The 26,359-nt window shown below is 45.2% G+C and carries 27 protein-coding genes; 18 read left to right on the top strand and 9 right to left on the bottom strand.

What is annotated here, in order from left to right; genetic code table 11:
- The first annotated feature begins 78 nt into the window (after positions 1-78).
- The 5 genes from MKX30_RS21535 to MKX30_RS21515 all read left to right on the top strand — a co-directional run bounded on the left by MKX30_RS21535 (position 79) and on the right by MKX30_RS21515 (position 4,147).
- Positions 79-180 (top strand): hypothetical protein, encoded by a 102-nt coding sequence (locus MKX30_RS21535; protein ID WP_023986941.1) that lies wholly within the window; start codon positions 79-81, stop codon positions 178-180.
- 342 nt (positions 181-522) lie between these two features.
- Positions 523-978 (top strand): MerR family transcriptional regulator, encoded by a 456-nt coding sequence (locus tag MKX30_RS21530; protein ID WP_023986943.1) that lies wholly within the window; start codon positions 523-525, stop codon positions 976-978.
- A gap of 40 nt (positions 979-1,018) precedes the next feature.
- Positions 1,019-2,230 (top strand): MFS transporter, encoded by a 1,212-nt coding sequence (locus tag MKX30_RS21525; RefSeq protein ID WP_264454193.1) that lies wholly within the window; start codon positions 1,019-1,021, stop codon positions 2,228-2,230.
- Between the two features lie 27 nt (positions 2,231-2,257).
- Positions 2,258-2,686 (top strand): universal stress protein, encoded by a 429-nt coding sequence (locus MKX30_RS21520; protein WP_023986945.1) that lies wholly within the window; start codon positions 2,258-2,260, stop codon positions 2,684-2,686.
- Between the two features lie 42 nt (positions 2,687-2,728).
- Positions 2,729-4,147, top strand: a complete 1,419-nt coding sequence (locus MKX30_RS21515; protein ID WP_053324612.1) for an aldehyde dehydrogenase family protein — start codon at positions 2,729-2,731, stop codon at positions 4,145-4,147.
- Between the two features lie 112 nt (positions 4,148-4,259).
- On the opposite strand, the gene MKX30_RS21510 is transcribed toward MKX30_RS21515, so the two are convergent.
- From MKX30_RS21510 to MKX30_RS21500, 3 genes are all read right to left on the bottom strand, one after another.
- Entirely contained in the window at positions 4,260-5,054 is a 795-nt protein-coding gene (locus MKX30_RS21510) for an SDR family oxidoreductase (protein WP_023986947.1), read from the bottom strand.
- Positions 5,055-5,216: 162 nt separating this feature from the next.
- Positions 5,217-5,567 carry a nuclear transport factor 2 family protein gene (locus MKX30_RS21505; protein WP_023986948.1) on the bottom strand — a complete coding sequence of 117 codons (351 nt, stop codon included), beginning with the start codon at positions 5,565-5,567 and terminating at the stop codon, positions 5,217-5,219.
- 88 nt (positions 5,568-5,655) lie between these two features.
- A complete protein-coding gene (locus tag MKX30_RS21500) occupies positions 5,656-6,567 on the bottom strand; it encodes a helix-turn-helix transcriptional regulator (RefSeq protein ID WP_316243287.1) in 912 nt (303 codons plus the stop codon).
- A gap of 430 nt (positions 6,568-6,997) precedes the next feature.
- Between MKX30_RS21500 and MKX30_RS21495 the strand changes: the two genes are divergently transcribed.
- Complete coding sequence (locus MKX30_RS21495; RefSeq protein ID WP_341063452.1) at positions 6,998-7,564, top strand: NAD(P)H-dependent oxidoreductase; 567 nt, start codon at positions 6,998-7,000, stop codon at positions 7,562-7,564.
- A 178-nt stretch (positions 7,565-7,742) separates the two neighbouring features.
- On the opposite strand, the gene MKX30_RS21490 is transcribed toward MKX30_RS21495, so the two are convergent.
- From MKX30_RS21490 to MKX30_RS21480, 3 genes are all read right to left on the bottom strand, one after another.
- A complete protein-coding gene (locus tag MKX30_RS21490; protein WP_071559321.1) occupies positions 7,743-8,270 on the bottom strand; it encodes a hypothetical protein in 528 nt (175 codons plus the stop codon).
- Between the two features lie 219 nt (positions 8,271-8,489).
- Positions 8,490-8,996 (bottom strand): hypothetical protein, encoded by a 507-nt coding sequence (locus tag MKX30_RS21485; RefSeq protein WP_076160562.1) that lies wholly within the window; start codon positions 8,994-8,996, stop codon positions 8,490-8,492.
- A gap of 418 nt (positions 8,997-9,414) precedes the next feature.
- Positions 9,415-9,879 (bottom strand): AbrB/MazE/SpoVT family DNA-binding domain-containing protein, encoded by a 465-nt coding sequence (locus tag MKX30_RS21480; protein WP_023986953.1) that lies wholly within the window; start codon positions 9,877-9,879, stop codon positions 9,415-9,417.
- Positions 9,880-10,201: 322 nt separating this feature from the next.
- Between MKX30_RS21480 and MKX30_RS21475 the strand changes: the two genes are divergently transcribed.
- A complete protein-coding gene (locus MKX30_RS21475) occupies positions 10,202-10,777 on the top strand; it encodes a hypothetical protein (RefSeq protein WP_254349247.1) in 576 nt (191 codons plus the stop codon).
- Positions 10,778-10,892: 115 nt separating this feature from the next.
- Positions 10,893-11,264, top strand: coding sequence for a MerR family transcriptional regulator (locus tag MKX30_RS21470; protein WP_013308707.1), 372 nt, complete (start codon positions 10,893-10,895; stop codon positions 11,262-11,264).
- Between the two features lie 76 nt (positions 11,265-11,340).
- On the opposite strand, the gene MKX30_RS21465 is transcribed toward MKX30_RS21470, so the two are convergent.
- Positions 11,341-13,341, bottom strand: coding sequence for an oxidoreductase (locus MKX30_RS21465; protein WP_053324616.1), 2,001 nt, complete (start codon positions 13,339-13,341; stop codon positions 11,341-11,343).
- A 207-nt stretch (positions 13,342-13,548) separates the two neighbouring features.
- On the opposite strand from MKX30_RS21465, the gene MKX30_RS21460 reads away from it, so the two are divergent.
- Complete coding sequence (locus MKX30_RS21460; protein WP_069080927.1) at positions 13,549-14,142, top strand: TetR/AcrR family transcriptional regulator; 594 nt, start codon at positions 13,549-13,551, stop codon at positions 14,140-14,142.
- 133 nt (positions 14,143-14,275) lie between these two features.
- Positions 14,276-15,040 carry a MerR family transcriptional regulator gene (locus tag MKX30_RS21455; protein WP_340959479.1) on the top strand — a complete coding sequence of 255 codons (765 nt, stop codon included), beginning with the start codon at positions 14,276-14,278 and terminating at the stop codon, positions 15,038-15,040.
- Positions 15,041-15,138: 98 nt separating this feature from the next.
- Here the strand turns inward: MKX30_RS21455 and MKX30_RS21450 are convergent, their stop codons facing one another.
- Positions 15,139-15,615, bottom strand: coding sequence for a hypothetical protein (locus tag MKX30_RS21450; protein WP_023986958.1), 477 nt, complete (start codon positions 15,613-15,615; stop codon positions 15,139-15,141).
- A gap of 89 nt (positions 15,616-15,704) precedes the next feature.
- Positions 15,705-16,184 carry a GAF domain-containing protein gene (locus MKX30_RS21445; protein ID WP_023986959.1) on the bottom strand — a complete coding sequence of 160 codons (480 nt, stop codon included), beginning with the start codon at positions 16,182-16,184 and terminating at the stop codon, positions 15,705-15,707.
- Between the two features lie 341 nt (positions 16,185-16,525).
- Here MKX30_RS21445 and MKX30_RS21440 point away from each other — a divergent pair, with 341 nt between their 5' ends.
- The 8 genes from MKX30_RS21440 to MKX30_RS21405 all read left to right on the top strand — a co-directional run bounded on the left by MKX30_RS21440 (position 16,526) and on the right by MKX30_RS21405 (position 26,247).
- Positions 16,526-16,831, top strand: a complete 306-nt coding sequence (locus MKX30_RS21440; protein WP_028541032.1) for a hypothetical protein — start codon at positions 16,526-16,528, stop codon at positions 16,829-16,831.
- A 218-nt stretch (positions 16,832-17,049) separates the two neighbouring features.
- Entirely contained in the window at positions 17,050-17,646 is a 597-nt protein-coding gene (locus tag MKX30_RS21435; protein WP_023986961.1) for a GNAT family N-acetyltransferase, read from the top strand.
- Positions 17,630-18,388 carry an energy-coupling factor transporter transmembrane component T family protein gene (locus MKX30_RS21430; RefSeq protein ID WP_023986962.1) on the top strand — a complete coding sequence of 253 codons (759 nt, stop codon included), beginning with the start codon at positions 17,630-17,632 and terminating at the stop codon, positions 18,386-18,388. The genes MKX30_RS21435 and MKX30_RS21430 overlap by 17 nt, the downstream gene beginning before the upstream one ends.
- 157 nt (positions 18,389-18,545) lie before the next feature.
- On the top strand, positions 18,546-19,133 hold the full coding sequence (locus MKX30_RS21425; RefSeq protein ID WP_341063447.1) for an ECF transporter S component: 588 nt from the start codon (positions 18,546-18,548) through the stop codon (positions 19,131-19,133).
- 56 nt (positions 19,134-19,189) lie between these two features.
- Positions 19,190-20,749 (top strand): ABC transporter ATP-binding protein, encoded by a 1,560-nt coding sequence (locus MKX30_RS21420; protein ID WP_341063595.1) that lies wholly within the window; start codon positions 19,190-19,192, stop codon positions 20,747-20,749.
- A 175-nt stretch (positions 20,750-20,924) separates the two neighbouring features.
- Positions 20,925-22,439, top strand: coding sequence for an MDR family MFS transporter (locus MKX30_RS21415; protein WP_023986965.1), 1,515 nt, complete (start codon positions 20,925-20,927; stop codon positions 22,437-22,439).
- A 609-nt stretch (positions 22,440-23,048) separates the two neighbouring features.
- Positions 23,049-24,548 (top strand): glycoside hydrolase family 68 protein, encoded by a 1,500-nt coding sequence (locus MKX30_RS21410; RefSeq protein ID WP_023986966.1) that lies wholly within the window; start codon positions 23,049-23,051, stop codon positions 24,546-24,548.
- Between the two features lie 106 nt (positions 24,549-24,654).
- Entirely contained in the window at positions 24,655-26,247 is a 1,593-nt protein-coding gene (locus tag MKX30_RS21405) for a glycoside hydrolase family 32 protein (protein ID WP_341063445.1), read from the top strand.
- The last annotated feature ends 112 nt before the right edge of the window (positions 26,248-26,359 follow it).

Genomic DNA, 26,359 nt, shown 5'->3' with positions numbered 1-26,359 from the left:
AGGCGCGGCATTTGTCCCTATCATGGATGATGGCATAAGCATAAGATGCTCTTGTAAACCATGAAGGGAGGAATCACCATGTCTGGAGTAGGCGCTGGTTATGGAGCTTTTACATCTACAGGAGCGATTCTGGTACTTTTCATTCTGCTCGTTATTATTTCCAAAGCATTTATCATCTAATTCGTAGCTCAAGGATTTAAAATTCGGGAGATTTGCTGGAATCAGTAGGGAGGAGGAATACGAAATGGGTGAAGTAGATAGAGGTTGTGGCGGTTGTAACATGTTCACCTCCACTGGTGTTATTCTGGTTCTCTTCATTTTACTGGTTATCATCACTCGTACTTGTTTCATCTAAAGCTATATTCATGGGCTTGAGCACCGATGCTCGGGTCTATGACCGTACTAGTCAAAATAGGAACCGTCTCCAATTAGAGGCGGTTTTTTTTATATTGAAGTTTACGTTGACGTTAACGTTATAGAGGCGTAGTATTTATATATAATCTTTTTCATAAGGTGGGTGTCATGGTTACGTATAAAATTGATGAGGTCGCCAAACAAAGCGGATTAACCAAGCGAACCATTCGTTATTATGAGGAAATCGGCTTATTGCCCTCTCCGCAGCGCAGTGAAGGAAATATGCGCCTGTATACGCAGGAGGATGTGGACTTACTAAAAAAAATAGTGAGTGCCAAGGAAGTACTTGGATTCTCCTTGCAAGAGCTTCAGCGTTACATGTCCGCAGCGGAAATGCTTAAGGGTCAGCGGGAGGAATATCGCGAGCGAACGGAGCATTTGCAACCGAACGAGCGACGGGCCATGTTGGAGGATATGGAAAGTACATTGAACGAGCAGTTGGAATTAATGGAGGGAAAAATCAACAGCATCCGTATGCTCCAGACTGAGTTGGAGGAGTTACGGGTTAGGGTGCGTGAACGCAAGGTTCTTCTGGATGATGAACTTGATCACGACCCGTCATAACAAGAACATTTACATTCAGATGTGGAGGTAACATCATAATATGAGTTCACAACATGCATTACCTGAAGAGTTAAAAGAACGCTCAGGCTTGCTGTCTCAACCTAAAGCGGTCTGGGCAGTCGCCTTTGCTTGTGTTATTTCATTTATGGGTCTGGGATTGGTCGATCCGATTCTTCCGGCCATTGCTGATCAGCTTCATGCTACGAAAAGCCAAGTGTCATTGCTGTTCACCAGCTATAATCTGGTAACAGGCGTTGCGATGCTGATTACAGGCGTTGTATCTAGTCGATTGGGTGTCAAATGGACACTACTAACCGGGATTTTATTTATTATTGTGTTTGCTGGACTGGGCGGCACAGCCAGTACAGTTAGCGGAATTGTGGGCTACCGGGCAGGCTGGGGTTTGGGGAACGCTTTGTTTATCGCAACAGCGTTGTCTGCGATTGTAGGTCTGTCCACTTCTGGAACAGCTAAAGCAATTATTTTGTATGAAGCGGCATTGGGCCTCGGGATTTCAGTGGGTCCGTTGCTGGGCGGTGAGTTAGGTTCCATTTCCTGGCGCGGTCCGTTTTTCGGTGTAGCCGGACTGATGGTAGTGGGATTTTTGTTCATTACGTTTATGCTGCCTTCCATTCCAAAGCCCAAAAAACGCGGTTCCATTGCCGATCCGTTCAAAGCGCTCAGTTATCCGGCTTTGCTCACGCTCGGTATTGTAGCGTTGTTATATAACTTTGGATTTTTTACGTTGATGGCGTATTCTCCATATGTAATGAATCTGGACGAGCATGGTTTGGGTTATGTGTTTTTTGGCTGGGGAATTATGCTGGCCTTTACCTCGGTGTTTGTAGCACCGAAGATTCAAGCACGCTTGAGCGTGGTATCTTCCATTAGTATCATGCTGACGCTGTTTGCCATTGATTTAGGTGTTATGGCGATCGGGACGGTAGCTGGTTCACCAACGACTGTCATTGTCGCCGTCATTGTGGCTGGTATTTTTCTGGGGATTAACAATACATTGATTACAACTGCTGTTATGCAGGCTGCTCCAGTGGAGCGCTCGACAGCATCTGCGGCCTACAGCTTCATGCGGTTTTTGGGCGGGGCAATTTCGCCGTGGCTTGCAGGGAAGCTGTCAGAGTGGTACTCAGCAGAAACCCCATTTTATTTTGGAGCATTGATGGTACTGATTGGCGTAGCTGTGCTGATCGTACGTCGTCGACATATGCAGGATATTCAGGTGGATGCACACTAAGATCGAACTTCTGAGGAGGAAAAGAGTATGAGCGAATACAAACATATTCTGGTCGCGATTGATGGTTCGGAACATGCTATGAATGCGTTGCAGACAGCCAAAACGTTGTCTAAGCAGCTTCAGGGGAATCCACATCTGACTGTATTACATGTAAACCCGGCTTTATCCATGAATGAGCCCCCGGTTGGGGTTGATGTGGATGAGCGAATCGAAGAGGAAGGTCGTCATATCTTGGAACCAGCATCCGACTATTTGAAGGACGAGGGTATTTCTTACCGTATGCTGGCGGGTCACGGTGATCCGGCGAGTGTCATTTGCGAAAGTGCAAAGCAGGAAAAGACGGATTTGATCATTATGGGAACGCGGGGCAAAGGACTTGTTTCTGAAATGATACTGGGTAGCGTGAGCCATCAGGTGATTCAGCATGCACCTTGTCCGGTGTTGACGGTAAAATAGATGGTAAAAGGAACGTTGATATCAAGAGAAGGAGGAAAAAGCATGCAGCAGCATTTATTTATCGGTGGAGAATGGAAAGCAGCTTCATCGTACACGACGTTGAAATCACCGTATTCCGGGGAAATCATTGCTGAGGTGGCAGAGGCCACAGCAGAGGATGCCAAGGCTGCTATTCAGGCGGCCTCTGATGCACGCTCGGAGATGCGGACCATGCCAGCGCACCAGCGGTCAGCCATTTTGGAGAAGCTGGCTGACCTGCTGGAAGAGCGGCGTGAGGATGCAGCGCGCATCATTGCACGTGAAGCATCCAAACCATGGAAGGCTGCGCTGGCGGAGGTTGACCGGACGGTGCAAACCTACAAGTTCGCAGCTGAAGAAGCCAAACGGATTCACGGGGAAACCATTCCGCTGGATGCCGCACCGGGCGGCGAGGGTCGTATGGCCTACACGCTCAAAGAACCTGTAGGGGTAGTAGGAGCTATCACACCATTTAACTTCCCGATGAATCTGGTTGCTCATAAAGTGGGTCCCGCGCTGGCAGCAGGCAATACGGTCGTATTGAAGCCTGCGGAGCAGACGCCGTTGTCGGCTTACTTGATTGCGGAGCTGCTGGAGCAGGCTGGATTGCCTGCGGGCGCTCTTAACGTGATCAGCGGCGATGGTAAAACCATTGGCGACGTACTTGTCACTGATCCACGCGTCAGCTATATCACTTTTACCGGTAGCCCGGCGGTCGGTACAGAAATTCGCTCCAAGGCTGGCTTGAAGCGGGTCACGCTGGAGCTGGGTTCCAACGCGGCCGTTATTATCGACCGTGATACGGATGTAGACGCGGTCATCGACCGTTGTGTGAGTGGAGCCTTTGCCAATCAGGGGCAGGTATGTATCTCAGTTCAACGTATTTACGTTGTCGATGAACTGTATGATACCTTTGTATCCCGATTTATAGAAGCAACTCAACGTTTAAAAATTGGAGATCCGCTAGAGCCGGACACGGATGTATCCGCGCTTATTTCAGCCAAGGATGTCGAACGTGTCCGTGAATGGCTGGAAGAAGCGGTTCAAGCAGGCGCAAGGATCGCTCTGGGGGGCCAAGCCAAGGGAGGTATTCTGGAGCCGACGGTTTTGCTTAATGTGGACCCTACTTCCAAGGTGTCCTGTCGTGAAGTGTTTGCCCCGCTTGTGCTGATTCATTCTGTTAGCTCTATAGATGAAGCCGTAAACCATGTAAATGATTCGATCTATGGCCTGCAGGCGGGAATTTACACTCGTAATATCACGACCGCGTTGGATGCAGCGGACAAGCTTGAGGTTGGCGGCGTGATGATCAATGACATTCCAAGCTTCCGTGTTGATCATATGCCGTATGGTGGTGTGAAGCAAAGTGGTACCGGACGCGAAGGCATAAAGTATGCCATGGAAGAAATGCTGGAAACAAAGCTGATCGTTATTAAACGGTAGTGGTTATTTAAAAGCCTATCTGATGAACATAGATAATACGTTTTGCGTATGTCTGCTCATTAGATAGGCTTTTTTGGCACCTTCTGCGTGATTGTCAGATGAAAATAAAGTTTTAAACCGTTGGAACTGTTCCACCGTCAATATTATATTCACTTCCTGTAATTGAAGCGGCCCGGTCGGATACCAGAAAAGCAACAAGCTCAGCGACTTCTTCTGGTAGTCCTGGACGACCAATTGGAATTCCTCCCAACGAGTCCATCAGTTGCTTTAATGCACTTTCTCGGTCACCTGTCGTCTCAGCAATCCGATCAATCAAACTTTGTGCTGCCTTCGTTTCGATAAAGCCTGGCGCAACTGTATTAATACGAATGCCTTGAGGTGAAAACTGCTTGGATAACCCTTTGCTGTAAGTAGTTAAAGCTGCTTTGGCTGCAGCATAAGCCAATGTTGCATCATATAGCGGCAAGCGACGTTGAATGGATGAAATATGAATAATAACACCGGAACCCTTTTCCACCATAGCCGGCAGCAGTCCACGGTCTAAACGGACGGCAGCAAACAGATTGGCGTTAAAAGTTTGCTGCCAATGCTCGTCTGTCAAGATAAGAGCTCCCCCGGATGGGGCTGACGAGCCTCCAACATTGTTGACAAGAATATCTACACCGCCTAGGCGCTCAAGAACACTGTTTACTACTTGATCTACACCTTCAGGCGTACTAATATCGGCTGGAATAAACAGGTCTGGATTTTCTAAATTAACTGGAGTCGTTCGAGCCGTAGTTATTACGGTAGCACCTGCAGCCGTAAGTCTCTTAGCAATAGCCTCTCCCATTCCTTTGGTACCGCCTGTGACCAAGGCCCTTTTGCCTTTAAACTCACTTAATATGCTTTCTAATTGAAAACTCATGCGAATAATTCCTCCTAAATTTTACAATGTGGTTGAGGAATACCTCTAGGTATCTCCACTCCGAGAATAGAGTTGGAGTTCAGTTTGATCGGTACTCTGTTCACGTATAAAAACAACATAAGCAGGCATATTCGTTTTCCCTTTCTTATTTTTTAAATTCCTTTATGGAAGTGTAATAATCAGTTCTTTAATTTTATTGTTGTTTACTAGAAATTGATGTTTAAGGAGGAGTGGGTCGGGAAGATTCGATTTATCAAAGTCTCCGTCTACTTTCGCAATTACGACGATGGTATTATTACTGTCATCCATATCCACGATCTCGAAGGTGACATTCGGCTCCAATATTTCTGCTTCACACCATGATTTTATGGCTTCCATACCTTTGATTTCGCGATGATTATCCAAGATCAACGCATCTTTATCGAAAGCGGAAGTAAATACTTCAAGCTGGGATTTGTTCGCTGATGTAAAGTAAGTTTCTACTGCCGGTGGCATGGTTTTATGTGGATTCATTAATCCTTCAACCTCCTATGGTGAGTATGTTGTGAGCGATAACTTCAAACTCATCATAGCAGTGATAATATGACTACATGGTGTCATATTATAGAGGATCATTTAAATTTCTTTTCATCGTTTCTAAATGAGACAATATTCTTGTACGTACTTGTTCGGGACTAACCTCTATAAGGAGGGGACCAAAGGACAGCAGATAACTGTCCAGCCAATTGCCTACAGGAAATTGTGCCGTGACGGTATAAGAGCCGTCTTCCTTCTGAGTAATTGTTTTCTCGGCAAATTCATCGTATACGCGGTAAGCTCCTTGAGCAGAAATGTGAAGAGTTACTTCAATGGTATGAAGCAAGTCGTTCATCTTTGTGTCTGTAGATGCTACGACTGTTCTTGGCTCATAACTAATTTCGGTAACTGCAATCTCTTTCATTCGGCTAATCTTAAATACACGATGACTTTCGGTATTTAAACAGTAACCTTCCACATACCAGGATTTATCTTTAAACAAGAGCTTGGCAGGTTCGACGCTACGATAACTCTGTTCCCCGGCGACGTTATAATAGCGGAACTTTATAACACGGCTTGTGATTATTGCGTTGCGTATAAGAGTGAATAGCTGTCTCTGGCTGTTTTGGCTTCCCCATGGCGAAAAATCTACTTCGATCCAGTTTCCCATGTCTTTTTTAAAAAGCCTACTCAACTTGTTTAGCACTTCTTCTACCTGTGGGATGGTAGCTGTAGCCACACTCTGAAGGGCCATTAAGATATCATCTTGTTCCTGCTCGGACAGTAAAGAGGTGTTAAAGACATAACCCTCCATCAATGATATTCCGCCACCCTTGCCTCTACTGCTGTAGATGGGAATCCCAGCTGCGCTTAAGGCATCTATGTCCCGATAAATCGTTCGTGTGGAAACCTCAAAATGCTCTGCCAATTCATCAGCAGTCACTTTTTTCTTATGGAGTAATATATAAACGATTTCAAAATGTCTGCTTAACGGCATACGCTTCACCTCTCTCAGTAGCATACACCTTATAATATGACATTATAAAGTCATATTAAGTGATTGCTTGATATCACACCATGATGGACATCAATCTGTTTAAAACCAACTGGGGGACTTTATTTACTTTGAACAGCGATAATAACACTGTTTTGGGATCAGATCTTTTTACAATCTTTTATATAAAGTTGAACAAAGAGCACTTGCAAAGTAAAAAGGAATATACTATACTGAGGCCAATCATTAGTGATTGATCAATCACTAACTGGATTAATAAGCAACGGAGGTGATATTCATGAGCAGGATACCGCTAAAGTTTACTCAAACGTATCTTTTCCGAACTATGGATTGAGCATATTCAGTTGATTGAAGGAGTACGTAGTTAAGTAATTGATCAATCACTTATTTTAAAGTAAATGGAGGAGAGAACATGAAGCATCTTATTATTTACGCACATCCATCCGAGGGAAGCTTTAATCATGCAATTTTGACCACAGCAGTCGAGGGGCTAAAGCAAAAAGGACATGATGTGGTTGTTCGTGATCTATATGCAATCAACTTTCAACTTGTGATTAGCAGCAGCGAGGTCATTGAAGGAATCGGAGAAGATGTTGTACGGGAACAGGAATTTTTGCAATGGGCAGAGGTAATCACCTTTATTTATCCTATTTGGTGGACGGGGATGCCAGCTATTATGAAGGGGTATATTGACCGTGTATTCTCTTATGGATTTGCTTATAAATATGTAAATGGAGTGCAGATGGGAATGCTCAAGGGAAAGAAAGCTATTATCCTCAATACGCAAGGAAAATCACATGCGGAATATGCTAGCAATGGCATGGATCAAGCACTTCGCTTGACGTCCGACAAAGGTATATTTGAATACTGTGGGCTTGACGTCATGTATCATCTGTTCTTCGAGTCGGTACCCCAATCCGATGAGGATACACGTAAAGTGTGGCTTCGCCAGATTGCAGACATGGCCAGCAAAGCCTAATGGAAATATGTTTAGGAGCAGAGGATTAAGAATTAGGGGAATCGAAGTAGCCAGTGGCTAATCCAAAAGGCATCGCGTGCATTTGCAGGCGACGCCTTTTTGTTTGGTCCAATATTGAATGTGTTCCAATCGACACTCTCTCATGGCAAACGGCAATTGCTACAATAAGGGTTGGGTATTAGTTTTTCCGATTTTTCCGATTGGCGCTACGAGATCCACCGGAAGGCCACTGTGATCCACCACCTTGACCATGTTGAGGCCACCACTGTGATCCACCACCCTGACCGCCACCTTGACCATGTTGAGGCCACCACTGCGACCCACCGCCCTGACCGCCGCCTTGACCATGTTGAGGCCACCACTGCGACCCACCGCCCTGACCACCGCCTTGACCGTGAGGAGGCCAAGGCGATCCACCGCCTTGATGACCGCCCTGACCACTGCTTTGTCCTGGAATAGAAGGCATACTTGGATAAGGGCCTTGTGCCTGACTGATTTGAGTTACATCAATATATGATTGTGTACCATTAGGATATAGCACTAACATTGATTTGTTAGCGGGATCTACGCTTTTTACAAAAGCAACGATCTGTTGACCATTCACAGTAAATATTCCCCATAAATTAACAAAATTGCTCACTTCAGTAGTGGTCGCGAAATGTGGTTGTAACGGCCCCATCGAACGATGAGAAGAATGTTTAGACAAGGTGTGTATCTCTCCTTTAGATTGAATTTTGTGACATCATATGTGCAAACGTACTTGTTGGAATGGGCAATGTTGCTACAAGATATTTTTTTGGAAAAATTCATTGTCCCAAAAAAGTGTGCTTTTAGCGACTACTAAAAACATACCTTTACGAATGAAAAGCATTTGGTTTATAGCATCATGGATGAAATCGAGATAAATGCATCTTAGAGAATTTAGTTAATCAATTGAAACAATTTGCCATGCACCATCTTTATCTTTTTCAAAATAAAAGATATATCGTATATCGGGTGAATATCCTTCTTCATTATTCAGCCGTTCCCCTACAATGGGTATCAATATCCGATTATTTTCTTTCATAGCTTCAGCAATACCAGTAAACTTCACCGGATGATCGAAGAGGTAATCGTGACCTGTTCCAACGTCTGGACCGAGCGCAGCATGGAATTGATCCAAATCTTTTGACACGAAGGCAGCTATTGCTGCTTTGAGTTTTGCTATCATGGCATCCTCAATTAGAGGGTCTTTAACATCATTCCATTTGATCTCGTCCAAGTTTTGCAGGGCGGCTGGTTGATCTGTTTCTTCTTTTACTACCGTTTCTGAGGTTGTTGGTATTGTTCCATTGGTAGATGTATCCGTTGTTTCCTGCTTTCCACAACCAGCAAACACACTTACACTTACGGAAAATATAAGAATAGAAATAATTTGAGCAGGTCTGTTCATATTAGATTCACCCATCCTTATTTACAACCATATGTAAAAACAGTTTTACTTTTTTTGTGATAAATCATAGTTGTAAAATTTTTTTTACATTATTGGGGTTAAAGTGGATTAATTGAAAAATAACATTAGAAGTGTGTGGTGGTTTACTATAGAAAAATGAATAAATAAATGAAATGACCTTCTCTAATTAAAGAAGGTCATTTTTTAATTCAGGAACCATTATTAAATGTAGCACAGCTTCTGCTTATAGGCGTTCTCGCTTGCAAGTCATTCACTAGTTCTTTATACCTAGTGTGGAATTTTCGTATGGACGTTCATGCGTTTTGTCGGTTAGCTATGATGCTGCGTATCACGGTTCAAAAGTAGCTGCACATGATGAAATCTCTGGTGTATATCTATGTAGGGTATCAAGCTGTAGTTAGAGCATTTTTTTGAGCTGGGATATACGGGCTTGGGAAACCTCAAGTATTTTGGCATATTCATGCTGTGCTGCATTGGGGTGTTTTTGCATTAATTCTTTTAGACTTTCGATCATCTGTTGTGTCGATCGCCGCAGACGTTTGGACTCTTTATTAGATCGTTGTGAGTTGGATAAAGCTGACTTGGCTGGTCTTAGGATAGGGCTAAAATGTATTCCCTTTTTTAAACTTTCAATACATTCCCCGCAAATAAAGCTGTCTCTAAAATAAGTTAATTGTTCTGTTGAACCACACATTTTACACGTCACCCCAGTATACTTTCGAAAGGCGAGAATACCAGTTTCCTCATCTGCAAAAATCTCAACAGGATCACCCACATTATAATCCATGGAAATTCGCATTTCTTTGGGGATAACGATACGGCCTAACGCATCTAGGGGACGTGTCATACCTGTACTTTTCAAATGATAACCTCCTTTTTTTATATCCTTATAATACTAAATAGTTATGATAAAAAAGAATAGGCTTAGAGAAGCAATCGCATATATTTAGTAAACTGTTGAAAAGTATACAAGTAATTTCCAAAATATGTTTTATTGTTGGAGAAAACGTGTTGAGGAGATTATAAAGAATTTCCGATATATATTCATAAAGAATATTCTAGTTGGCAATGAAATTGTTAGTAACACGGGATAAGGAGCTGTGAATTACATATGAGAATATTTCAGTTTTGGAAGAAGAATAAGAAAGCTGTAGTGGCAATCGATTTGGATACTGCTATTCGGTGTGTACGATTGGACGCAGTATAAGGCGGTGCGAATACTAACTCGATTAGCACGTGAAGGTCTTCAGACCGACCAGATTGTGGACGATATTATCAGCCATGTCGACGATTTTCGTTATGAGGCACAGATGCCCACGTTCTATTTTCTGTCTGGACTGACGGGCAATAAGAAGGTTGCTTCGCTGCTGCAAAGGCATTTCCTTGAGAATCTGGAATACGATCCGATTGATGCCTTTGATATTTTCGAGAATTTGTACCGTTGTTCGCCGGATGTTGCCATGAGGCATGCCGATTTTCTCAAAGCAATTGCCCGTGGTGAAGGGTTAGAAGGCCGTTCTCCCTTGCTGGATGGAGCTATAGGGACTACCGATGGGAATGGCAAGCAAGAGTACCACTGGCCCGACGATGAACCTGTCGAAGAGCATCACCAATTACGAGCTGCCATATTTTATTATCGGCTGTACCCTCTGGATGAGGAGGTTAATGGGCTGTTGGATCATTGGGAAGTGAACCATCCGGAGGAGAATGTTAGGAGTTGTATTGGGAAATTGAGAGAAGAAGGACAGGGAGAGGGCTAGCTTTTCTGCTAGACGAATATCGGAATCTTAATTTTGCACTCTTTACTATGAAAACTTATACTTATCGTTAAAGCTGACTTGAAGAGAAATTAAAAGAACGAGGAGGGGAATAACCATGTACTCCATTAAAGAAGTTCAAATCAAGAGCGGATTGCCCGCATCTACCCTTCGTTATTATGAAAAAGAAGGCATATTACCTGATGTCGGTCGGGATGAAGGTGGAAGAAGGGTATATACCGAAAAACAAATCGATTGGATTAGGTTCCTTATGGCTATGAAAGATACAGGGATGACTATTGAAGAAATTAAGGCATACCTTGAGCTAAATGTAAAAGGAGAAGCCACAATCCAAGAGAGAAGAGATTTCCTTGTAGCCCACAAAAAGAAAGTGGAAGCACATGTGGCACAAACGCAGCACAATTTGGAGAAAATTATTCAAAAGATAGCTTTTTATGATCATGTGGTTATGGGGAAAAGCCTCTCTTAACTAAGCAATTGCTGCAAAGGTAAAAAAGCCAAAGCCGCCTGCTTACATAGTAAACGGCTTTGGAGGTAGCGGGGTACTATATATTTCTAGTAACCTCATAGGCGTCCCAGACAGCATACATAATATTTTGTACTTGCTTGGCATCGCCGATTAAGTAGGACTCGGAAACCTCATTTTGGATGTCTTCATAAAGCGATTGCTGAGGAGTATATCCTACAGCCAGAATCGCTGAATCTGCGTTTAGAATCGTTTCTTCACCATCTTTATTTTGAAGAACGAATTCTTGATCGTTGGCATCGACAATTTTGGCGTTGGTCAGGAGATGGATATCCTTGTATGCAACAAGGTCACGCAGCATATCTTCATTTGCATGGCACAGGGGGCCGCCGACGGTTAAAATATCTTCTTGCATTTCCACCAGCGTTACTTTTTTACCTTGATCAGCAAGCCAAAGTGCAGTTTCGCATCCCACAAGCCCACCTCCGACAATTACGGTGGAAGCACCGGGATCTTTTTTCCCAAGCAAAACTTCTTCTGCGGAATACACCTTAGTAGATGTACCAATGGAGAAGGTTTTGGGAGAGGAGCCGGTAGCAAAAATAACAACATCTGCTGCATATTCATTTACGGTAGTCCGATTAACCTCGGTATTCAATTGGACGTCAACTTTTAAATCCTTTAGCTCCCCTTCATACCAGGTCGCAAGTAAATGATCGTCTTCTTTGAAGTCTGGAATTCCACCCGGGATCAGATTACCTCCCAATCGGTTATTTTTATCGAATAAGGTAACGTGGTGTCCGCGAATAGCAGCTACACGGGCAGCTTCACATCCTGCGGGTCCTCCACCGATCACCAAGACTTTTTTGGACTGATCTGCTTTTCCGAGTGCATAGTCTTTTTCTCTGCCGCAAGCCGGATTAACGGCACATGAAATCGTTGCAAAAGATGCCAATCGACCCATGCAGCCCTCCTGGCAGGAGAGGCAAGGACGAATCTTTTCTATTTTCCCGGCCTTGATTTTGTTGGGGATGTCAGCATCAGCCAACAATGGCCGACCCAGTGCAATCATATCGGTTTTTCCTTCACGTATAGCCTTGCTGGCCAAGTCTGGATTATCCAATCTGCCAGCAGTAATGACAGGTACCTTTAGAATGGTTTTTAAAATTTTGTTATAAGGAAGATAGAGTCCTTTTTCCTGATACATTGGTGGATGTGCCCAATACCATGAATCGTACGAACCAACATCACCATTAAAAGCATCATATCCAGCTTCCTCTAATATTTTGGCCGCTTCAATTCCTTCTTCAATATCCCGTCCCTGTTCCTGAAACTCTTCGCCTGGCAATCCACCCTGACGCCAATCTTTAATAAAGCTTTTGATGCTGTATCGAAGAGATACCGGGAAATCCTGTCCACATTCGGCTTTGATGGCTTGGACGATCTCTATGGCAAATCTTAAGCGGTTTCTCAGATTTCCGCCGTATTGGTCTTTCCGATGGTTAAAGAAAGAAATCGCAAATTGATCCAGTAAATAGCCTTCATGAACCGCATGGATTTCAATACCGTCAAAGCCTGCCTTTTTGGCAATAGCCGCAGATTCCGCAAATTTTCTGACGTAGGTGTGAATTTCATCGATAGTTAGCTCACGACAGATTACATCGGGAAGCCAGCGATGAGGGATAGGAGAGGGAGCGACAGCCGTTTTACCTACAATTGAAGGGATGCTTACCCGTCCAAAGCCTGCGGATAATTGTAGAAATATTTTTGTGCCGTATGCATGAATCCGCTCCGTCATCATTTTACCCGTTTTAACAAAATTTAAGGGGTTTAGAGTAGGGCAGGGCATTGATGGCAGGGCACATTTCTCAATTTCATTCTCAACCATCGTTACACCTGTAATGAGCAGTCCTGTCCCGCCTTTTGCCCGTTCAACATAATATTCGACGCCGCGCTCATTAAAGGTGCCATCGGCATCACAAAGCCCACCAGGGCCCATGGGAGCCATGACAAACCGATTTTTAATTTCTAGTTTTCCAATTTTCATAGGCTCAAATAAAATTCGATGCTCTTCTTTCATAACAATGCCTCCTAATTATGAATCGACCATTTCAATGAATACATTCAGTGAATGAATTCATTGAATGGATTCAGTATAGGACGGTAGTGGACATTATTATGTGATTGTTTTCACAATTAAACAAAACAGCATTTCTTATTATAATTAAGTAACATGGACAAGGCATCGAGGATAGGAATGTTTAGAATAGAAAGGAAGAGTAGGTAAATGCCAAACCAACAATTGAGTGGACGAAAGCTGCAAAGCCTGCAGACTAAAAAAAATATATATAACAGTACATTAGAGCTAATGCATGAAAAGAGTCTGGAAAAAATTAAAATTGAGGATATCTGCCGGAGGGCCGGAGTGTCTGTGGGCTCATTTTATAATCATTTCAAGACTAAAAGTGATATTTTGGTGGAGATGTATGCGCAGGCGGATGGCTACTTTGAATTGAAATTTAAGAATGAACCACCTTCAGAAAGTATTGTGCAGGATATTATTCAATATTTTGAAGTTTATGCGGAATATAATCAGAATATTGGTTTAGAGACGGTGAAACAGTTATATACAACTAATAACAAGCTTTTCATTACTAAGGGTCGTGATATGCAAAATATACTTCAACAGATTATAGAGAGAGGACAAGCTGCAGGAGAGTTGGATCAAAGCATGACATCCGAAGAGATGACAGACTACTTATTTATTGCAGCTCGTGGGGTCATGTACAACTGGTGTCTTCATGATGGCGACTCGAATTTAATTGTAAATATGCGTGAATATATGAGTCGTCTGATCACGATCTTTAAACAAAAGAATTGATTGTATCCTTGTCACAGGGACGGTTCATCACACGCTTAACGGGTAAAAGTGTAGTACCAAGGTGGGCAAGTGGGGGTGTTGACTCTCACGCCACGTGAGACACTAGACTGTCAAGCAAGGGAGGTGAAGCGGAATGGCCTATACGGTAAAGGAAGTATCTAATCTGTCGGGAATCAGCGTACGAACTTTGCATTATTATGATGAAATCGGATTGCTGAAACCGCATCATATTGGAAATAATGGATATCGCTATTACGAACATGAACAACTTTTGAGGCTTCAGCAAATCATGGTGTACAGGGAACTGGATTTGCCTTTATCTGAAATTGGAAAGGTGCTGGAGCAAACCAAGGAACAAAAAGCTGAGGTTTTACAGGAGCATCGAGCCAAGGTCGAGGCCAAAGTCTTCCGCTTGCATACTCTCCTACAGACCATCGACGAAACGGTGGCTCATTTGAAAGGGGAACAAGCAATGAAACCAGAGCACATGTACCAAGGGTTTAACCCGGAAAAGCAGGAAATGTACGAACGTGATTTGACAGACCGTTATGGTCAAGAGGCTCAGGAAACAATTCAGGAAAGCAAGACGGCGACAAAGAACTGGAGCAAAGAGGATTATTTGGATTCACAGGCAGAGGCTGATCAGATTCATCGGCAGCTGGCTGAAGCCATGAATAAAGGATTGAAGCATAATAGTGAAGAAGTACAGGCGCTGATCCGCCGTCATCTTCAATGGGTAAGCCGATTCTATACTCCTACAGCAGAAATTTATAGCGGGCTGGGAGACTTGTATGTGGAGCATGAGGATTTCAGTAAAATGTATGAAGGCTATCGCCCCGGACTAGCTGAGTATTTGCGAGACGGGATGAAGGTTCTAGCCGAACGGGAATTAAATTAACAAAGCGGGGAAGAAGGGCTGTAAAAGGTCTGAAAAAGAGGTGAACAACAAGCCAATTCCGATGGCCTGCTGTTCACCCTTTTTGTGTGTAGAGCAGTTTACATGCTGCTTTGTGTCGCTCTCATGCCTTGCTGGCTGTTGTTTCCGTACTGCTGCATGCCACTACCGCTTACATAATGCTGTCCAGTCGTCCCCATGTGTTGCGGGAAGCTGTGATTCATGTGGCTTCCTGCATTATAGGAGGATGGTTGCATACTGCGTGAGGCGTAGCTATCGCCAAATCCGGGCTGAGTCATTTGACTGCTGGAACGGATGGAGTTTTCCAACTGACTACACAGTTGAATAACTTGCTGGTACTGCTGCATAGCCTGCTGGTGATGCTGAATTGCAGTTTGGATCATTTGAGCTGCACTTCGTTCACGTTGCACCAGGCTTTCAAGACTGGATGCATTTTGTTGTTCCTGTTGCAGCAACTGCTGATACATGGCAGTTCCTTGCTGTGTTTGTTGTACCAATTGCTGCATGATTTGTTCACATTGATGAAGTTGTTGTTGTGGAGCCATGTTGTTGTACATGAATCATCAATCTCCTTCGCCGCATAATTTTGGGTTTCAGACCCTCATTTATTGTGGCGAAGGGAGACCATATATATGCACAATTTTGGTTACAAGCTAGACACCAGAATAGCCGTAAATTCCTCTAGGAATACACGATCTTCGTGATCAAAGCGGCCTTTTAGCGGGCTGTCAATGTCCAGCACTCCAATCAGTTCCCCATTCTTGACAAGGGGAATAACGATTTCACTATTGGAAGCAGCGTCACAGGCGATATGTCCTGGAAACGCATGCACATCATCTACAACAAGTGTTCGTTGCTCAGCTGCTGCGGTACCGCATACGCCACGTCCCAATGGAATCCGTATACATGCAGGTAAGCCCTGGAAAGGACCAAGTACAAGCTCAGTACCATCATAAAGATAGAAGCCGCTCCAGTTAATATCTGGAAGGAAATGACCAAGTAGTGCTGAAGCATTCGCCAGATTGGCAATGGTATTGGATTCATCATGAATAAGTGCCCGGAGTTGTCCGAGAACCGATTCGAATTGTTCATGACGTGTGCCCTCGTAAGGTATGGTTTGAAACATGTAGAGTTCACGCTCCTAACATTAAATTTTTACATTAACTGTTGTATATATCGTCAAAAATAGGTAATTATGCAATTCGCTTTTACCATTGGTTAATTAATTTAAGATATAACGATTGTATATATTCAGTCAAGTGAAAAATCACTCTGTAACCTTTTGGTATCTCCGTACTCTAACCTCTGTACAGAATCATTTTGGGAAGGGGATAAGCTATACGTTTTAGCGGGGCAAACAGTATAGAAAGTAATCCAGCAAGGGTTGCCCTCATCTGTTTCCAGCTTATCCTCTATGGGTAAAAACAGTGTAACATGGTTGGCCTAGGCCAGGGAGGAGTTGCAATTATGCATGCAGATGTTCAGAACTTGTTTATCCGTATACAGATGCTTTCTTATGCACATCAGAACGATCTCACGGTAAGAGATATTCAACCTGTGTTGGAAGAACGCGGTTACCGTGTAGGAGAACGTGAGGTCAAGCAGGAGCTTGAAAACTTGACGCAGGAAAACTTTCTGACACCGCATGATGATATGTTTAGCATTACCGGTGCAGGGATCGATGAATTACAGGAAATTCAGTCGATGCTAGGCGTACTGTACAAGGATGTTGTGAAGAAACCGACTCGCACCAATACCCGAGTCTCTTCTTAAAGGCTTAGAGGCTCGATAATTTTGATTTGGAAGACAAGCTCGCACAGTTTAATCTCTTATAATATAGAAGATGCCCTTCTAATTCCTAATCCTAGGAACAGGAGGGCTATTTATATATTTAAGCTTCTCAGCTTTAAATAAGGTTGTGTTTGTTAAAGGTGTATGCTTAAATGTAGCGTATATTTATTGTCATTTTAATGTTGGAAGGATGATTGAACATGTGTGCATATGCATGTAAGGGGCATATACCACCGCTGGAAAGTCCGCGTCTTCGGCTGCGAAGGATGGAAAGCGGGGATGCGGCTACGATGTTCGCTTGCTGGTCTGACCCGGAGGTTCACCGTTATATGAACCTTTCTGGTATGTCAGGACGTGAGGATGCAGAGGATATGATTGAGTTGTTGAATGAGCTGGCGAAGACGGAGGATGCGCTGCGCTGGGGAATAGAACTGAAGGAGAATGGGAAGTTGATTGGAAGCTGTGGGTTTAATTATTGGCAGACGGAGGGAGCTTATAAAGCCGAGATTGGTTATGAGATAGCCAAGCCTTATTGGCGTCAGGGTTACATGACCGAGGCGCTACGCTTGGTGCTGTCATTCGGGTATAACACGATTCGGTTGAATCGGATCGAAGCGCTGGTGGACCCGCGTAATACAGGCTCGCAAGCCCTGCTGTCCTCGATGGGCTGGACACAGGAAGGACTGTTGCGGCAGGTACAGCATACATCTACAGGCTTTAAGGATATGCTGATGTATTCTTTACTGCATGAAGAATGGCTCAGACTGGAGGCACAACGAAATGCTGTTTCAGTATAACGGCGGTTCGTCGCCGCTGCACAGGCTAGGGCCGTTAAGTAAGCTAATATGGGTGGGGTGCTTTAGCCTCCTGTCAATGGCTTGGGATTCGACGCTGCGGGAAGCAGCACTCTTGGCTGTACTGATTGCTGTGGCTGGCTTGGGCGCACGTTTGACCTTAGCACGCCAACTTCGGGCTATGTCGTTCCTGATTGGTTTAGGTATCCCGTATTTTATACTGTCTATCCTAGCGATTCGAGAAGGACATACCGTGGCTTCATGGGGACCCATTGTCATTACAGCAGAGGGACTGGATATCGCAGGGGCGTTAACGTTGCGGATTTTTGTGTTGTTTTTGGCATCTTATATCTATCTCTCGACGACGGATCCCCGAGATTTTGTGCAGGCATTGAATCTGCGCTTGCGTGTTCCTTATCGGTTTGCGTTCGGTATTTCAGTGGCACTGACGTTTCTCCCCTTATTGGAAGAAGAAGGGCGAACAATTATGGCAGCACGGCGTGTTCGTGGACAGGAACCACCACGAGGGTGGGGCAATCGGTTATCATGGTGGAGCGGGTATGCGGCTGCCGTGTTGGTGAATGCTGTAAGACGGGTTCAGCAGACGGCGCTGGCTATGGAGGGCAAAGGTTTCGGCGCTTATGCAGAACGGACATATCTTCGTACACTGAACAATGGGCGTGTAGGCAACTTATGTGCTGTGACTGCTGTATTAACTACGGCTGTTTTATGGTGGAGCTTATAAAGTGAAGCCTCTTATTTTTGTTCTTATTGTCAACCTGTAAAATATAATTAGGTTGACAATAAGGCTGCAAATGAATACATTTATACAGTAGCAGCTTGTACAAGGATCAGAGCTGTAATCTTATAGATTAGATAGGGAGAGGAGTCAAGAAATACATATGAAGGAATCTCGTATGTTTGCAAAGTTTACAACGCTGGATATCGTACTCATGGCGATGCTGGCCACGTTGAACGGCGTCATGACCGTGTATTTGTCGCTCATTAACAAAACATTAAACAGTCTGGGAGGGCCTATCGCAACTTCCGCTATTGTCGGGCTGTACATGATATACGGCTTGTTGGCCTATTATATTATTCGTAAGCCGGGTACGGCGGTTATTGCTTATGCATTTGGCGCGGTAGTGCAGTCTTTTATGGGCTCCGCCTATGGAATTGCTTCTATTATCGCGGCGGCTGTCTGCTATATGATTGCGGCTGAGTTGGTATTTGCCTTGTTGCGGTATCGGCGCTGGAACGCAGTTTTGCTGATGCTAGTGGGTGGGGCTATGGTTCCGCTGTGGTTTATTGTCGCAGCCAATATGTTTGGCTATATGCATTGGGGGTGGAAGGTGCTGACGATTGCACTGGTCGTTCGTATCCTGAGCGGCATTGTCCTGTGCGGTCTGCTGACGAAAGTGCTGGGCGATGCCTTAAATCGTACGGGACTGTTAAAACGGTTTGAACTGGGACGCGCTTCACGTGCATAGCCGTGGCTATGCATGTGGTTATATCTTCAACAATGGGGATCGAGGATATTTCAGTTATGATTGAACATAGCGATTATAATTCTAGCCGTAAAATAGCCGTATCCTTGAAGAATTTTGGCTATCGGTATGATGATCAGGTAGAGCCAGCGTTACATGGTCTGACACTGGACATTGCGGTGGGTGAGCATGTAGCCATTGTCGGAGCTAGTGGAAGTGGAAAGTCTACGCTATGTCAGCTGCTTCATGGTGGATTGTCCCGTTCCGGTGAGGGCGAACGGACAGGGGAGCTGACCGTGTACGGGATGGACCCCGATATCGCTGATCTGGCTACTGTCGCCACCACTGTTGGCGTCGTGCTTCAGGACCCGGATGCCCAGCTGGTGCAGGGAATCGTCGAAGATGAGATTGCTTTTGGGCCGGAGAACCTGCGCGTGCCTCCGGCAGAAATAGCGCAGCGCATTGCTGCTGCGCTGGAAGCCGTCGGCCTAGCTCCCGAGCGCGACTCCTTCGTGCGGCGCCTCTCGGGAGGCCAGCGCCAACGCACCGCGATTGCTGCGGTACTGGCGTTGGAAGCGCCGCTGGTCGTGTTCGACGACGCAGCTGCGCAGTTGGACCCGCCGGCTGTACGCGACTTCGTAGAGTTATGTCGGCGGCTCCACGCGGCGGGTCGGACGGTGGTTACCGCGTCCGGCCGCATAGACGATGGCGTGCGGGCAGCGCAGCGCGTCATCGTCTTGAAGGGCGGGACCGTGCAGCTGCAGGGTCCGCCCGAAACGCTGCTGCGCGAACATGTTGCGCAGCTGGCCGCTTTGGGGCTGCTCCCCTCTTCCGCAGGGAGGGGAGACATGACGGGTGAGCCGGAGGTGAATCCCGGCTCAGCGGCAGACCGCGCTGGGCAGCCATTGTTGGAGGTGAAGGGATTGACCTTCACCTATCCCGGTAGCCAGCGGGCAGCGCTAAAGGGAGTGAGCCTAGCTCTTGCGCCCGGTGAACGAGCCGTGTTGCTGGGTGAGAACGGCTCGGGTAAAACCACGCTCGGCAAGTTGCTCATGGGCCTGCTCCCAGCACCGAAGGGGTGCATGCGGTGGGAGGGGCAGGATATGGCGAAGCTGCCAATTCACCAGCTGGCTGCCGGAATCGGCTATGTGTTCCAGCAGCCAGAGCACCAGTTTGCAGCTGCAACGGTGTGGGAGGAGTGCTTATACAGCGTGCGCGCCAAGCTTGGTTTACGGACCGGGGAGCCGGTTCCCGCCGCATATGTGGAACGGGCGCAGCGCTTACTGGCCGCCGCCAGGCTGGAGCACAGACTGGATGCCTCCCCGTACCTACTAAGTGGAGGCGAAAAAAGACTGTTGAGCGTTGCGGCACAGTTCATCTTGCCCAAAAAGCTATACATTCTGGATGAGCCTACCGCAGGAACGGATTACGAAGGGGCGAGAATTCTGCTCCGTATGTGCACAGAGCAGTCTGCCGAAGGTTCGGCTTTTCTGGTCATCACCCACGATATGCAGGTGGCTGAAAGCTTTGCCAGCGATGTTCTGTGCATGGAAGAGGGTCATCTCTATAAAGTGGAAAATAGTGAGATTTATCATACGATTACAGTTGACAAAAATTAACGACATGTAGACAATAATATATATACATCGTACAAAACAGGCGGCCTATATAGGCCGCCTGTTTACGATTATGCAGTGCGGGTAATAATCCAATCTGGAAAGGCAAACCGCGCACAGATACAACACAGTTTTTATAAGGGAAGGATTTGTGATTTGCTTGGCAAACGATAAACCCATGAAGCGCGGACTCGTGCTGACAGGTGTTCTATTGGCCACTTTTCTGGCCGCAATTGAAGGAACGGTTATCGGTCCGGCGGGACCGACGATTGTTAGCGAGCTGGGCAGCGTGAATTTGCTCAGTTGGATTTTTACGGCATATTTGCTGACTATGGCTGTGACCACACCCATTTTCGGCAAGCTTAGCGATTTGTTTGGCCGAAAACCCATATTTTTAATCGGCTGTTCGTTGTTTGTACTTGGCTCTTTGCTTTGTATGCTGGCTGGTAGTATGGAGCAGCTTATTATCTACCGGGCCATTCAGGGTATTGGTGCGGGTGGTGTCATTCCTGTTACTTTTACCATCATCGGTGATATCTACAAAATGGAGGAACGCGGCAAAGTCCAAGGCATGATTAGCTCCGTATGGGGGATTTCTTCCCTGATCGGGCCTCTCTTGGGTGGTTATGTGGTTACCTATTTTGGCTGGGAGTGGATTTTCGGTTTTAACGTTCCCTTTGGATTGCTGGCTATGTTCTTCATCGCCCGTTACTTGCGGGAACAGGTAAGCAAGCGTACTGCGCGTATCGACGTGCCGGGAGCGGTTACCTTTACCATCGGGATGACGGCCCTCTTGCTCGTATTGGCACTGGGCGGGCAGTATATCGGCTGGGCTTCTCCTGAATTGTTGGCCTTGGCTGCCGTAGCCATTTTGTTCCTGATTCTGTTTTTGGTTATCGAAAAACGCGCTCAGGAACCGATGGTGCCACTAAAGCTATTTCGGATACGGGATATCGCTTTTTCCTGTGCCGCAGCACTGTTAGTCAGCACCCTGCTGATCGGACTGACTAGCTATCTTCCACTATGGATTCAAGGTGTACACGGTGGAGATGCCGCTTCATCTGGTCTCGCGCTGGCTCCAATGTCCGTAGGCTGGCTATTTGGCTCCATGATCGGAGGACGCATTTTGCTGACCCTGGGCTCACGTCGAACCTCTTTGATTGGGCTGACCCTGATTGTTTTGGGGGCTTTCGTCATGACCTTGATGGGCCAAACGGCTCCGATCTGGCTGCTGTTCCTGTCTACATTGTTGTATGGACTGGGGTTTGGCTTCTCGATGACTGTGTTTACGATTATTGCCCAGTCCTCGGTCGGGTTCCAGTTGCGTGGCGCGTCTACAGCTTTGAATACATTCCTGCGCACGTTGGGGCAAACGATCGGGGTTGCAGCCTTCGGTTCATGGCTGAATTATCGCATTGCTGCCCAGACAGCAGACGGACAGCTTACACAGCAAGGGGTAACGCAGGAGGATATTAACGGTCTGCTTGCACCTCATGCTTCACAGAGTCTAAGTGACAAGGTTGCCGGATTACTTCGTTCTGTATTGGAAAACAGTCTGCATTCCCTGTTCGTTATCATGGTCGTTATTGCGGTTATTAGCTGGTTTGTCGTCCTCGGACTGCGGAACCGTCCGCCGGGCACTGAAGAAGAGGCAGATCAGCGCGTAAAGACACCACAAAGAGAACATGCATAAAAAATAATATAAATCTTTCATGATAAAGAGACAGTCCGGTACACCAAATAAGGGTCCGGGCTGTCTCTTTATGCAATGGTCTCTCCTCCTACTGATTCAGCAAAATAGCCACCTCGTATAGGACCGATAAATTCCCCAGTATACAAAAAGGAGATAAAAACCCCCTAGAGTTGCTATATATTCATAGGGTATAGGTAACAAAATGGTAAAAAAGTCTTAAGAAATTGTAACAAAAAATATGTTTCTGAATTGAGCTGTAGGGTACTAAGGAACCATTTTTTTGAACCCGCTTACAAATCGGGCTTTGTATGATTTATTTTAGAACGATTTTGCATGTGAATGAAGCAACCAACCTAGCAAAATGGGACACGGAAAAAAATCAAGTAGCAAATTATTCTGAATGTAATAAAAATGAAAAATATAGGAATTTTCAGAAAATTACTAGGAAAATATGAGGATGAAATTCAAGAGGCACCTGTTTGCTTACCTCACATAATAGGGCTTTTCAGTCTATATCAATCGTTTGACATACCATATAAAATGGCCCTACCAACCAAAAAGTTGGGTTTCAAATCTAGAAGCATAATTAGATTAAGGGAGATGGAGTACTTGAAGTTTAACAAATGGTTCAGTAAAGCAGCCACTGCAACAGTAGCAACTACCTTGCTGTTAGGAGGCGGCGTTCAGGCTTTTGCCGAGGAAAATGATGCATCTGATCTCAAAACAGACAATGCATTTACCCAAATTACGCGTAATGACATGCTGAATATTTTCAAACAGCAAGGCAAAGAAAAATATGAGGTTCCGTCCTTCGATGCGTCTACAATTAAGAATATTCCTTCTGCTATTGGTCGCGACAGCTCAGGCAAGCTAATTGATTTCGATGTCTGGGACTCTTGGCCGTTACAAAATGCCGATGGCACAGTAGCCAATTACAAAGGGTATAATATCGTTTTTGGATTGGCAGGCGATCCTAAAAGAGGCGAGGATACATTCATATACCTGTTCTATCAAAAAGCGGGCAATACTTCACTGAGCGGCTGGAAAAATGCCGGCAGAGTATTTAAAGACAATGATAAATTGCTTGCCAACGATCCGATTCTAAAAAATCAGTCAGAAGAATGGTCAGGTTCAGCTACCTTAACCTCTGATGGACAAGTACGTTTATTTTATACCAGCAGACAGCCCTATGATCCGAATAACAAATTATACGGCAAGCAAACCTTGAGCACGGCTCAAATTAATGTCTCTCAGCCTGACGATAAGACACTGAAAGTAGATGGAGTCGAGGATTTGAAATCGATCTATGACGGTGGAGATGGGAAAACCTATCAAAATGTGCAGCAAAGCGTCGGAGTGGATATGGATAACCATACGTTTAGAGACCCTCACTATGTCGAGGATCAAGGCCACAAATATATTATATTTGAAGCCAATACAGGGACAGAGACAGGCTACCAAGGCGAAGATTCGCTTCAAAACTCAGCTTATTATGGCGGCAATAAGAAATTCTTCAGGGAAGAGCTTTCTAATCTGCAGCAAAGTCCTAAGAAAAAAGGAGCTGAGCTGGCGAACGGCGCACTGGGCATCGTTGAATTGAATGATGATTATACGTTAAAAAATGTAATGCCTCCTTTGATTGCTTCCAATCTGGTAACAGATGAAATTGAACGGGCGAATGTGTTCAAAATGAACGGTTTGTGGTATTTATTTACGAGTACGAGAGGTTCCAAGGTGACTGTAGATGCGATCGGAGACGATGATATTTACATGCTGGGTTATGTTTCTACTTCCTTGACAGGGCCTTATAAACCGTTGAATGGAACCGGTCTCGTTCTTCATCAGGATCTGGATCGTGATGATATTACCTGGACGTATGCCCATTTTGCTATCCCGCAAGGCAAAGGCAATAACGTAGTCGTTTCGAGTTATATGACTAATCGAGGGCTTTTCCCGGATCACAAATCTACTTTCGCGCCAAGCTTCCTGCTGAATATTAAAGGCTCGAAAACGTCTGTTGTGAAAAACGGTATTTTGGAGCAAGGGCAAATCACGGTTGATCCAACGAATGACAAAAAAGAATCTCCAAATGAGTATGGGAAGAAATAAGTAGGTATATGCAGTATGTCCGAAGGCGGCGGTTTGGTAGCTTACCGATCTGCCGTCCGTCGGACGATACATAACAATGCAATGAGAGGTAAGGAGGATCGTCATAATGAGAAAAAAAGCTCCCAAGAGCATTTGGATACGATCCGTTGTAATCATCACAGGCTTAACTATATTTATAGCTATGGGATGGAGTATGTACCAAAAGGATGCAGCCAAACCCCAAAAACCTGCTGCAATTCCCAAAAATCAAGCTAATCAAAGTAAGCATACAACACCGACCTATCGGGCATCCTATCATTTTACTGTTCCGGATAAGTGGAAGAATGATCCTCAACGGCCCATTTATTTTGATGGAAAATATCATTATTACTATTTATATAATCGTGACTATCCCAAAAAGAACGGTACAGAATGGCGACATGCCACATCAACCGACCTGGTACATTGGAAAGATGAAGGGGTGGCGATTCCCAAATATACGAACCCGAATGGAGATCCTTGGTCCGGTTCGGTCGTGATCGATGTTAATAATACCGCGGGTTTTGGAAAAGGCACTCTAGTAGCCATTGTGACGCAGCCCTCCGCAGATGGCGGAAAGCAGGAACAATTTTTGTGGTACAGTAAGGACAAAGGCAAGACGTTTACTTCTTACCGCAACAAGCCTGTGATGTCCAACCCCGGTACAAAGGACTTCAGAGATCCCAAAATCATCCGAGATACTCAACGTAATCAATGGGTGATGGTCATGGCAGAGGGAACAAAGATTGGCTTTTATGAGTCTGATAATTTAAAGAATTGGCGGTATACGAGCGGCTTTCAAACGGAAAATATCGGACTTGTGGAATGTCCTGACCTTTACCGGATGCGTGCGGATGATGGAACCTATCAATGGATTCTAGGCGTGAGCGCCAATAGCAAATCAACAGGCGGACCCAATACGTATGCCTACTGGACGGGAGATTTTAATGGAGAAGCATTTCTCCCTGATCACAGTGAACCTGAGTGGCTGGATTATGGGTTTGACTGGTATGGTGCAGTTACGTTCGAGGAAGGAAAAGACAAAGATAAATATAGTCACCGTTATGCTCTGGCCTGGATGAACAATTGGGATTATGCCAATAACACGCCTACCCTAAAGGAAGGCTTTAATGGAATGGATTCAATTGTTCGCCAAATTCGACTGAAACATACGGCAGATGCTGGATATCGTTTGGTTTCACAGCCGGTACCCAATTTGGAGCGATTCCAAACATCCAAAAAATCATTAGGAACGATTAAAGTAGAGGGTGCTCACCGGCTTCCGGTAGCAGGCGATGCCTATCAGCTAGAGACGGATGTATCTTGGTCCACGATTAAAAATGTAGGATTGAGGCTTCGAGAGTCGACGGATGGCAAGCGTCATGTCGATGTGGGTGTCTCAGTGGACGGTCAATACTCTTACGTAAACAGAGCGAACACGGGGCAGCCGGATCAGAGTGGAAAATATGTAGAGAGCAAGGCGCCATTTGATCCCGATAAGAAAAAGGTACACCTGAACATTCTCGTCGATAAAACCAGTATTGAAGTGTTTGTCGATGGTGGAGAAGTAGCTTATTCCTCTTTAATATTTCCACGGTTAGAGGATCAGAAAATCACTCTGTTTTCCGATGGCGGTCCAGCAATTTTTAATAATGTAGTGGTCAAACACTTTAGTCGATAGTAGGTACTTATGCTGCTCGTAAGCTTGGGCATATTTCGCTCTATTCAGGTATATGAAAAGTCCACCCATGAATATAAGGGTGGACTTTTCTGTGTAAATCTAAATTTTCGTT

Origin of the sequence: Paenibacillus sp. FSL P2-0173, from assembly GCF_038008045.1 — a bacterium.
Lineage (GTDB): Bacteria > Bacillota > Bacilli > Paenibacillales > Paenibacillaceae > Paenibacillus > Paenibacillus polymyxa_B.
The sequence above is the reverse complement of the archived record's forward strand: the minus strand, read 5'-3'. Positions and strand labels throughout refer to the sequence as shown.

Excerpts from the sequence above, each read along its gene's own strand:
- MKX30_RS21535 (WP_023986941.1), top strand. The coding sequence starts at position 79 with ATGTCTGGAGTAGGCGCTGGTTATGGAGCTTTTACATCTACAGGAGCG.
- MKX30_RS21530 (WP_023986943.1), top strand. The coding sequence starts at position 523 with ATGGTTACGTATAAAATTGATGAGGTCGCCAAACAAAGCGGATTAACC.
- MKX30_RS21525 (WP_264454193.1), top strand. The coding sequence starts at position 1,019 with ATGAGTTCACAACATGCATTACCTGAAGAGTTAAAAGAACGCTCAGGC.
- MKX30_RS21520 (WP_023986945.1), top strand. The coding sequence starts at position 2,258 with ATGAGCGAATACAAACATATTCTGGTCGCGATTGATGGTTCGGAACAT.
- MKX30_RS21515 (WP_053324612.1), top strand. The coding sequence starts at position 2,729 with ATGCAGCAGCATTTATTTATCGGTGGAGAATGGAAAGCAGCTTCATCG.
- MKX30_RS21510 (WP_023986947.1), bottom strand. The coding sequence starts at position 5,054 with ATGAGTTTTCAATTAGAAAGCATATTAAGTGAGTTTAAAGGCAAAAGG.
- MKX30_RS21505 (WP_023986948.1), bottom strand. The coding sequence starts at position 5,567 with ATGAATCCACATAAAACCATGCCACCGGCAGTAGAAACTTACTTTACA.
- MKX30_RS21500 (WP_316243287.1), bottom strand. The coding sequence starts at position 6,567 with ATGCCGTTAAGCAGACATTTTGAAATCGTTTATATATTACTCCATAAG.
- MKX30_RS21495 (WP_341063452.1), top strand. The coding sequence starts at position 6,998 with ATGAAGCATCTTATTATTTACGCACATCCATCCGAGGGAAGCTTTAAT.
- MKX30_RS21485 (WP_076160562.1), bottom strand. The coding sequence starts at position 8,996 with ATGAACAGACCTGCTCAAATTATTTCTATTCTTATATTTTCCGTAAGT.
- MKX30_RS21470 (WP_013308707.1), top strand. The coding sequence starts at position 10,893 with ATGTACTCCATTAAAGAAGTTCAAATCAAGAGCGGATTGCCCGCATCT.
- MKX30_RS21465 (WP_053324616.1), bottom strand. The coding sequence starts at position 13,341 with ATGAAAGAAGAGCATCGAATTTTATTTGAGCCTATGAAAATTGGAAAA.
- MKX30_RS21460 (WP_069080927.1), top strand. The coding sequence starts at position 13,549 with ATGCCAAACCAACAATTGAGTGGACGAAAGCTGCAAAGCCTGCAGACT.
- MKX30_RS21455 (WP_340959479.1), top strand. The coding sequence starts at position 14,276 with ATGGCCTATACGGTAAAGGAAGTATCTAATCTGTCGGGAATCAGCGTA.
- MKX30_RS21450 (WP_023986958.1), bottom strand. The coding sequence starts at position 15,615 with ATGTACAACAACATGGCTCCACAACAACAACTTCATCAATGTGAACAA.
- MKX30_RS21445 (WP_023986959.1), bottom strand. The coding sequence starts at position 16,184 with ATGTTTCAAACCATACCTTACGAGGGCACACGTCATGAACAATTCGAA.
- MKX30_RS21440 (WP_028541032.1), top strand. The coding sequence starts at position 16,526 with ATGCATGCAGATGTTCAGAACTTGTTTATCCGTATACAGATGCTTTCT.
- MKX30_RS21435 (WP_023986961.1), top strand. The coding sequence starts at position 17,050 with ATGTGTGCATATGCATGTAAGGGGCATATACCACCGCTGGAAAGTCCG.
- MKX30_RS21430 (WP_023986962.1), top strand. The coding sequence starts at position 17,630 with ATGCTGTTTCAGTATAACGGCGGTTCGTCGCCGCTGCACAGGCTAGGG.
- MKX30_RS21425 (WP_341063447.1), top strand. The coding sequence starts at position 18,546 with ATGAAGGAATCTCGTATGTTTGCAAAGTTTACAACGCTGGATATCGTA.
- MKX30_RS21420 (WP_341063595.1), top strand. The coding sequence starts at position 19,190 with ATGATTGAACATAGCGATTATAATTCTAGCCGTAAAATAGCCGTATCC.
- MKX30_RS21415 (WP_023986965.1), top strand. The coding sequence starts at position 20,925 with ATGAAGCGCGGACTCGTGCTGACAGGTGTTCTATTGGCCACTTTTCTG.
- MKX30_RS21405 (WP_341063445.1), top strand. The coding sequence starts at position 24,655 with ATGAGAAAAAAAGCTCCCAAGAGCATTTGGATACGATCCGTTGTAATC.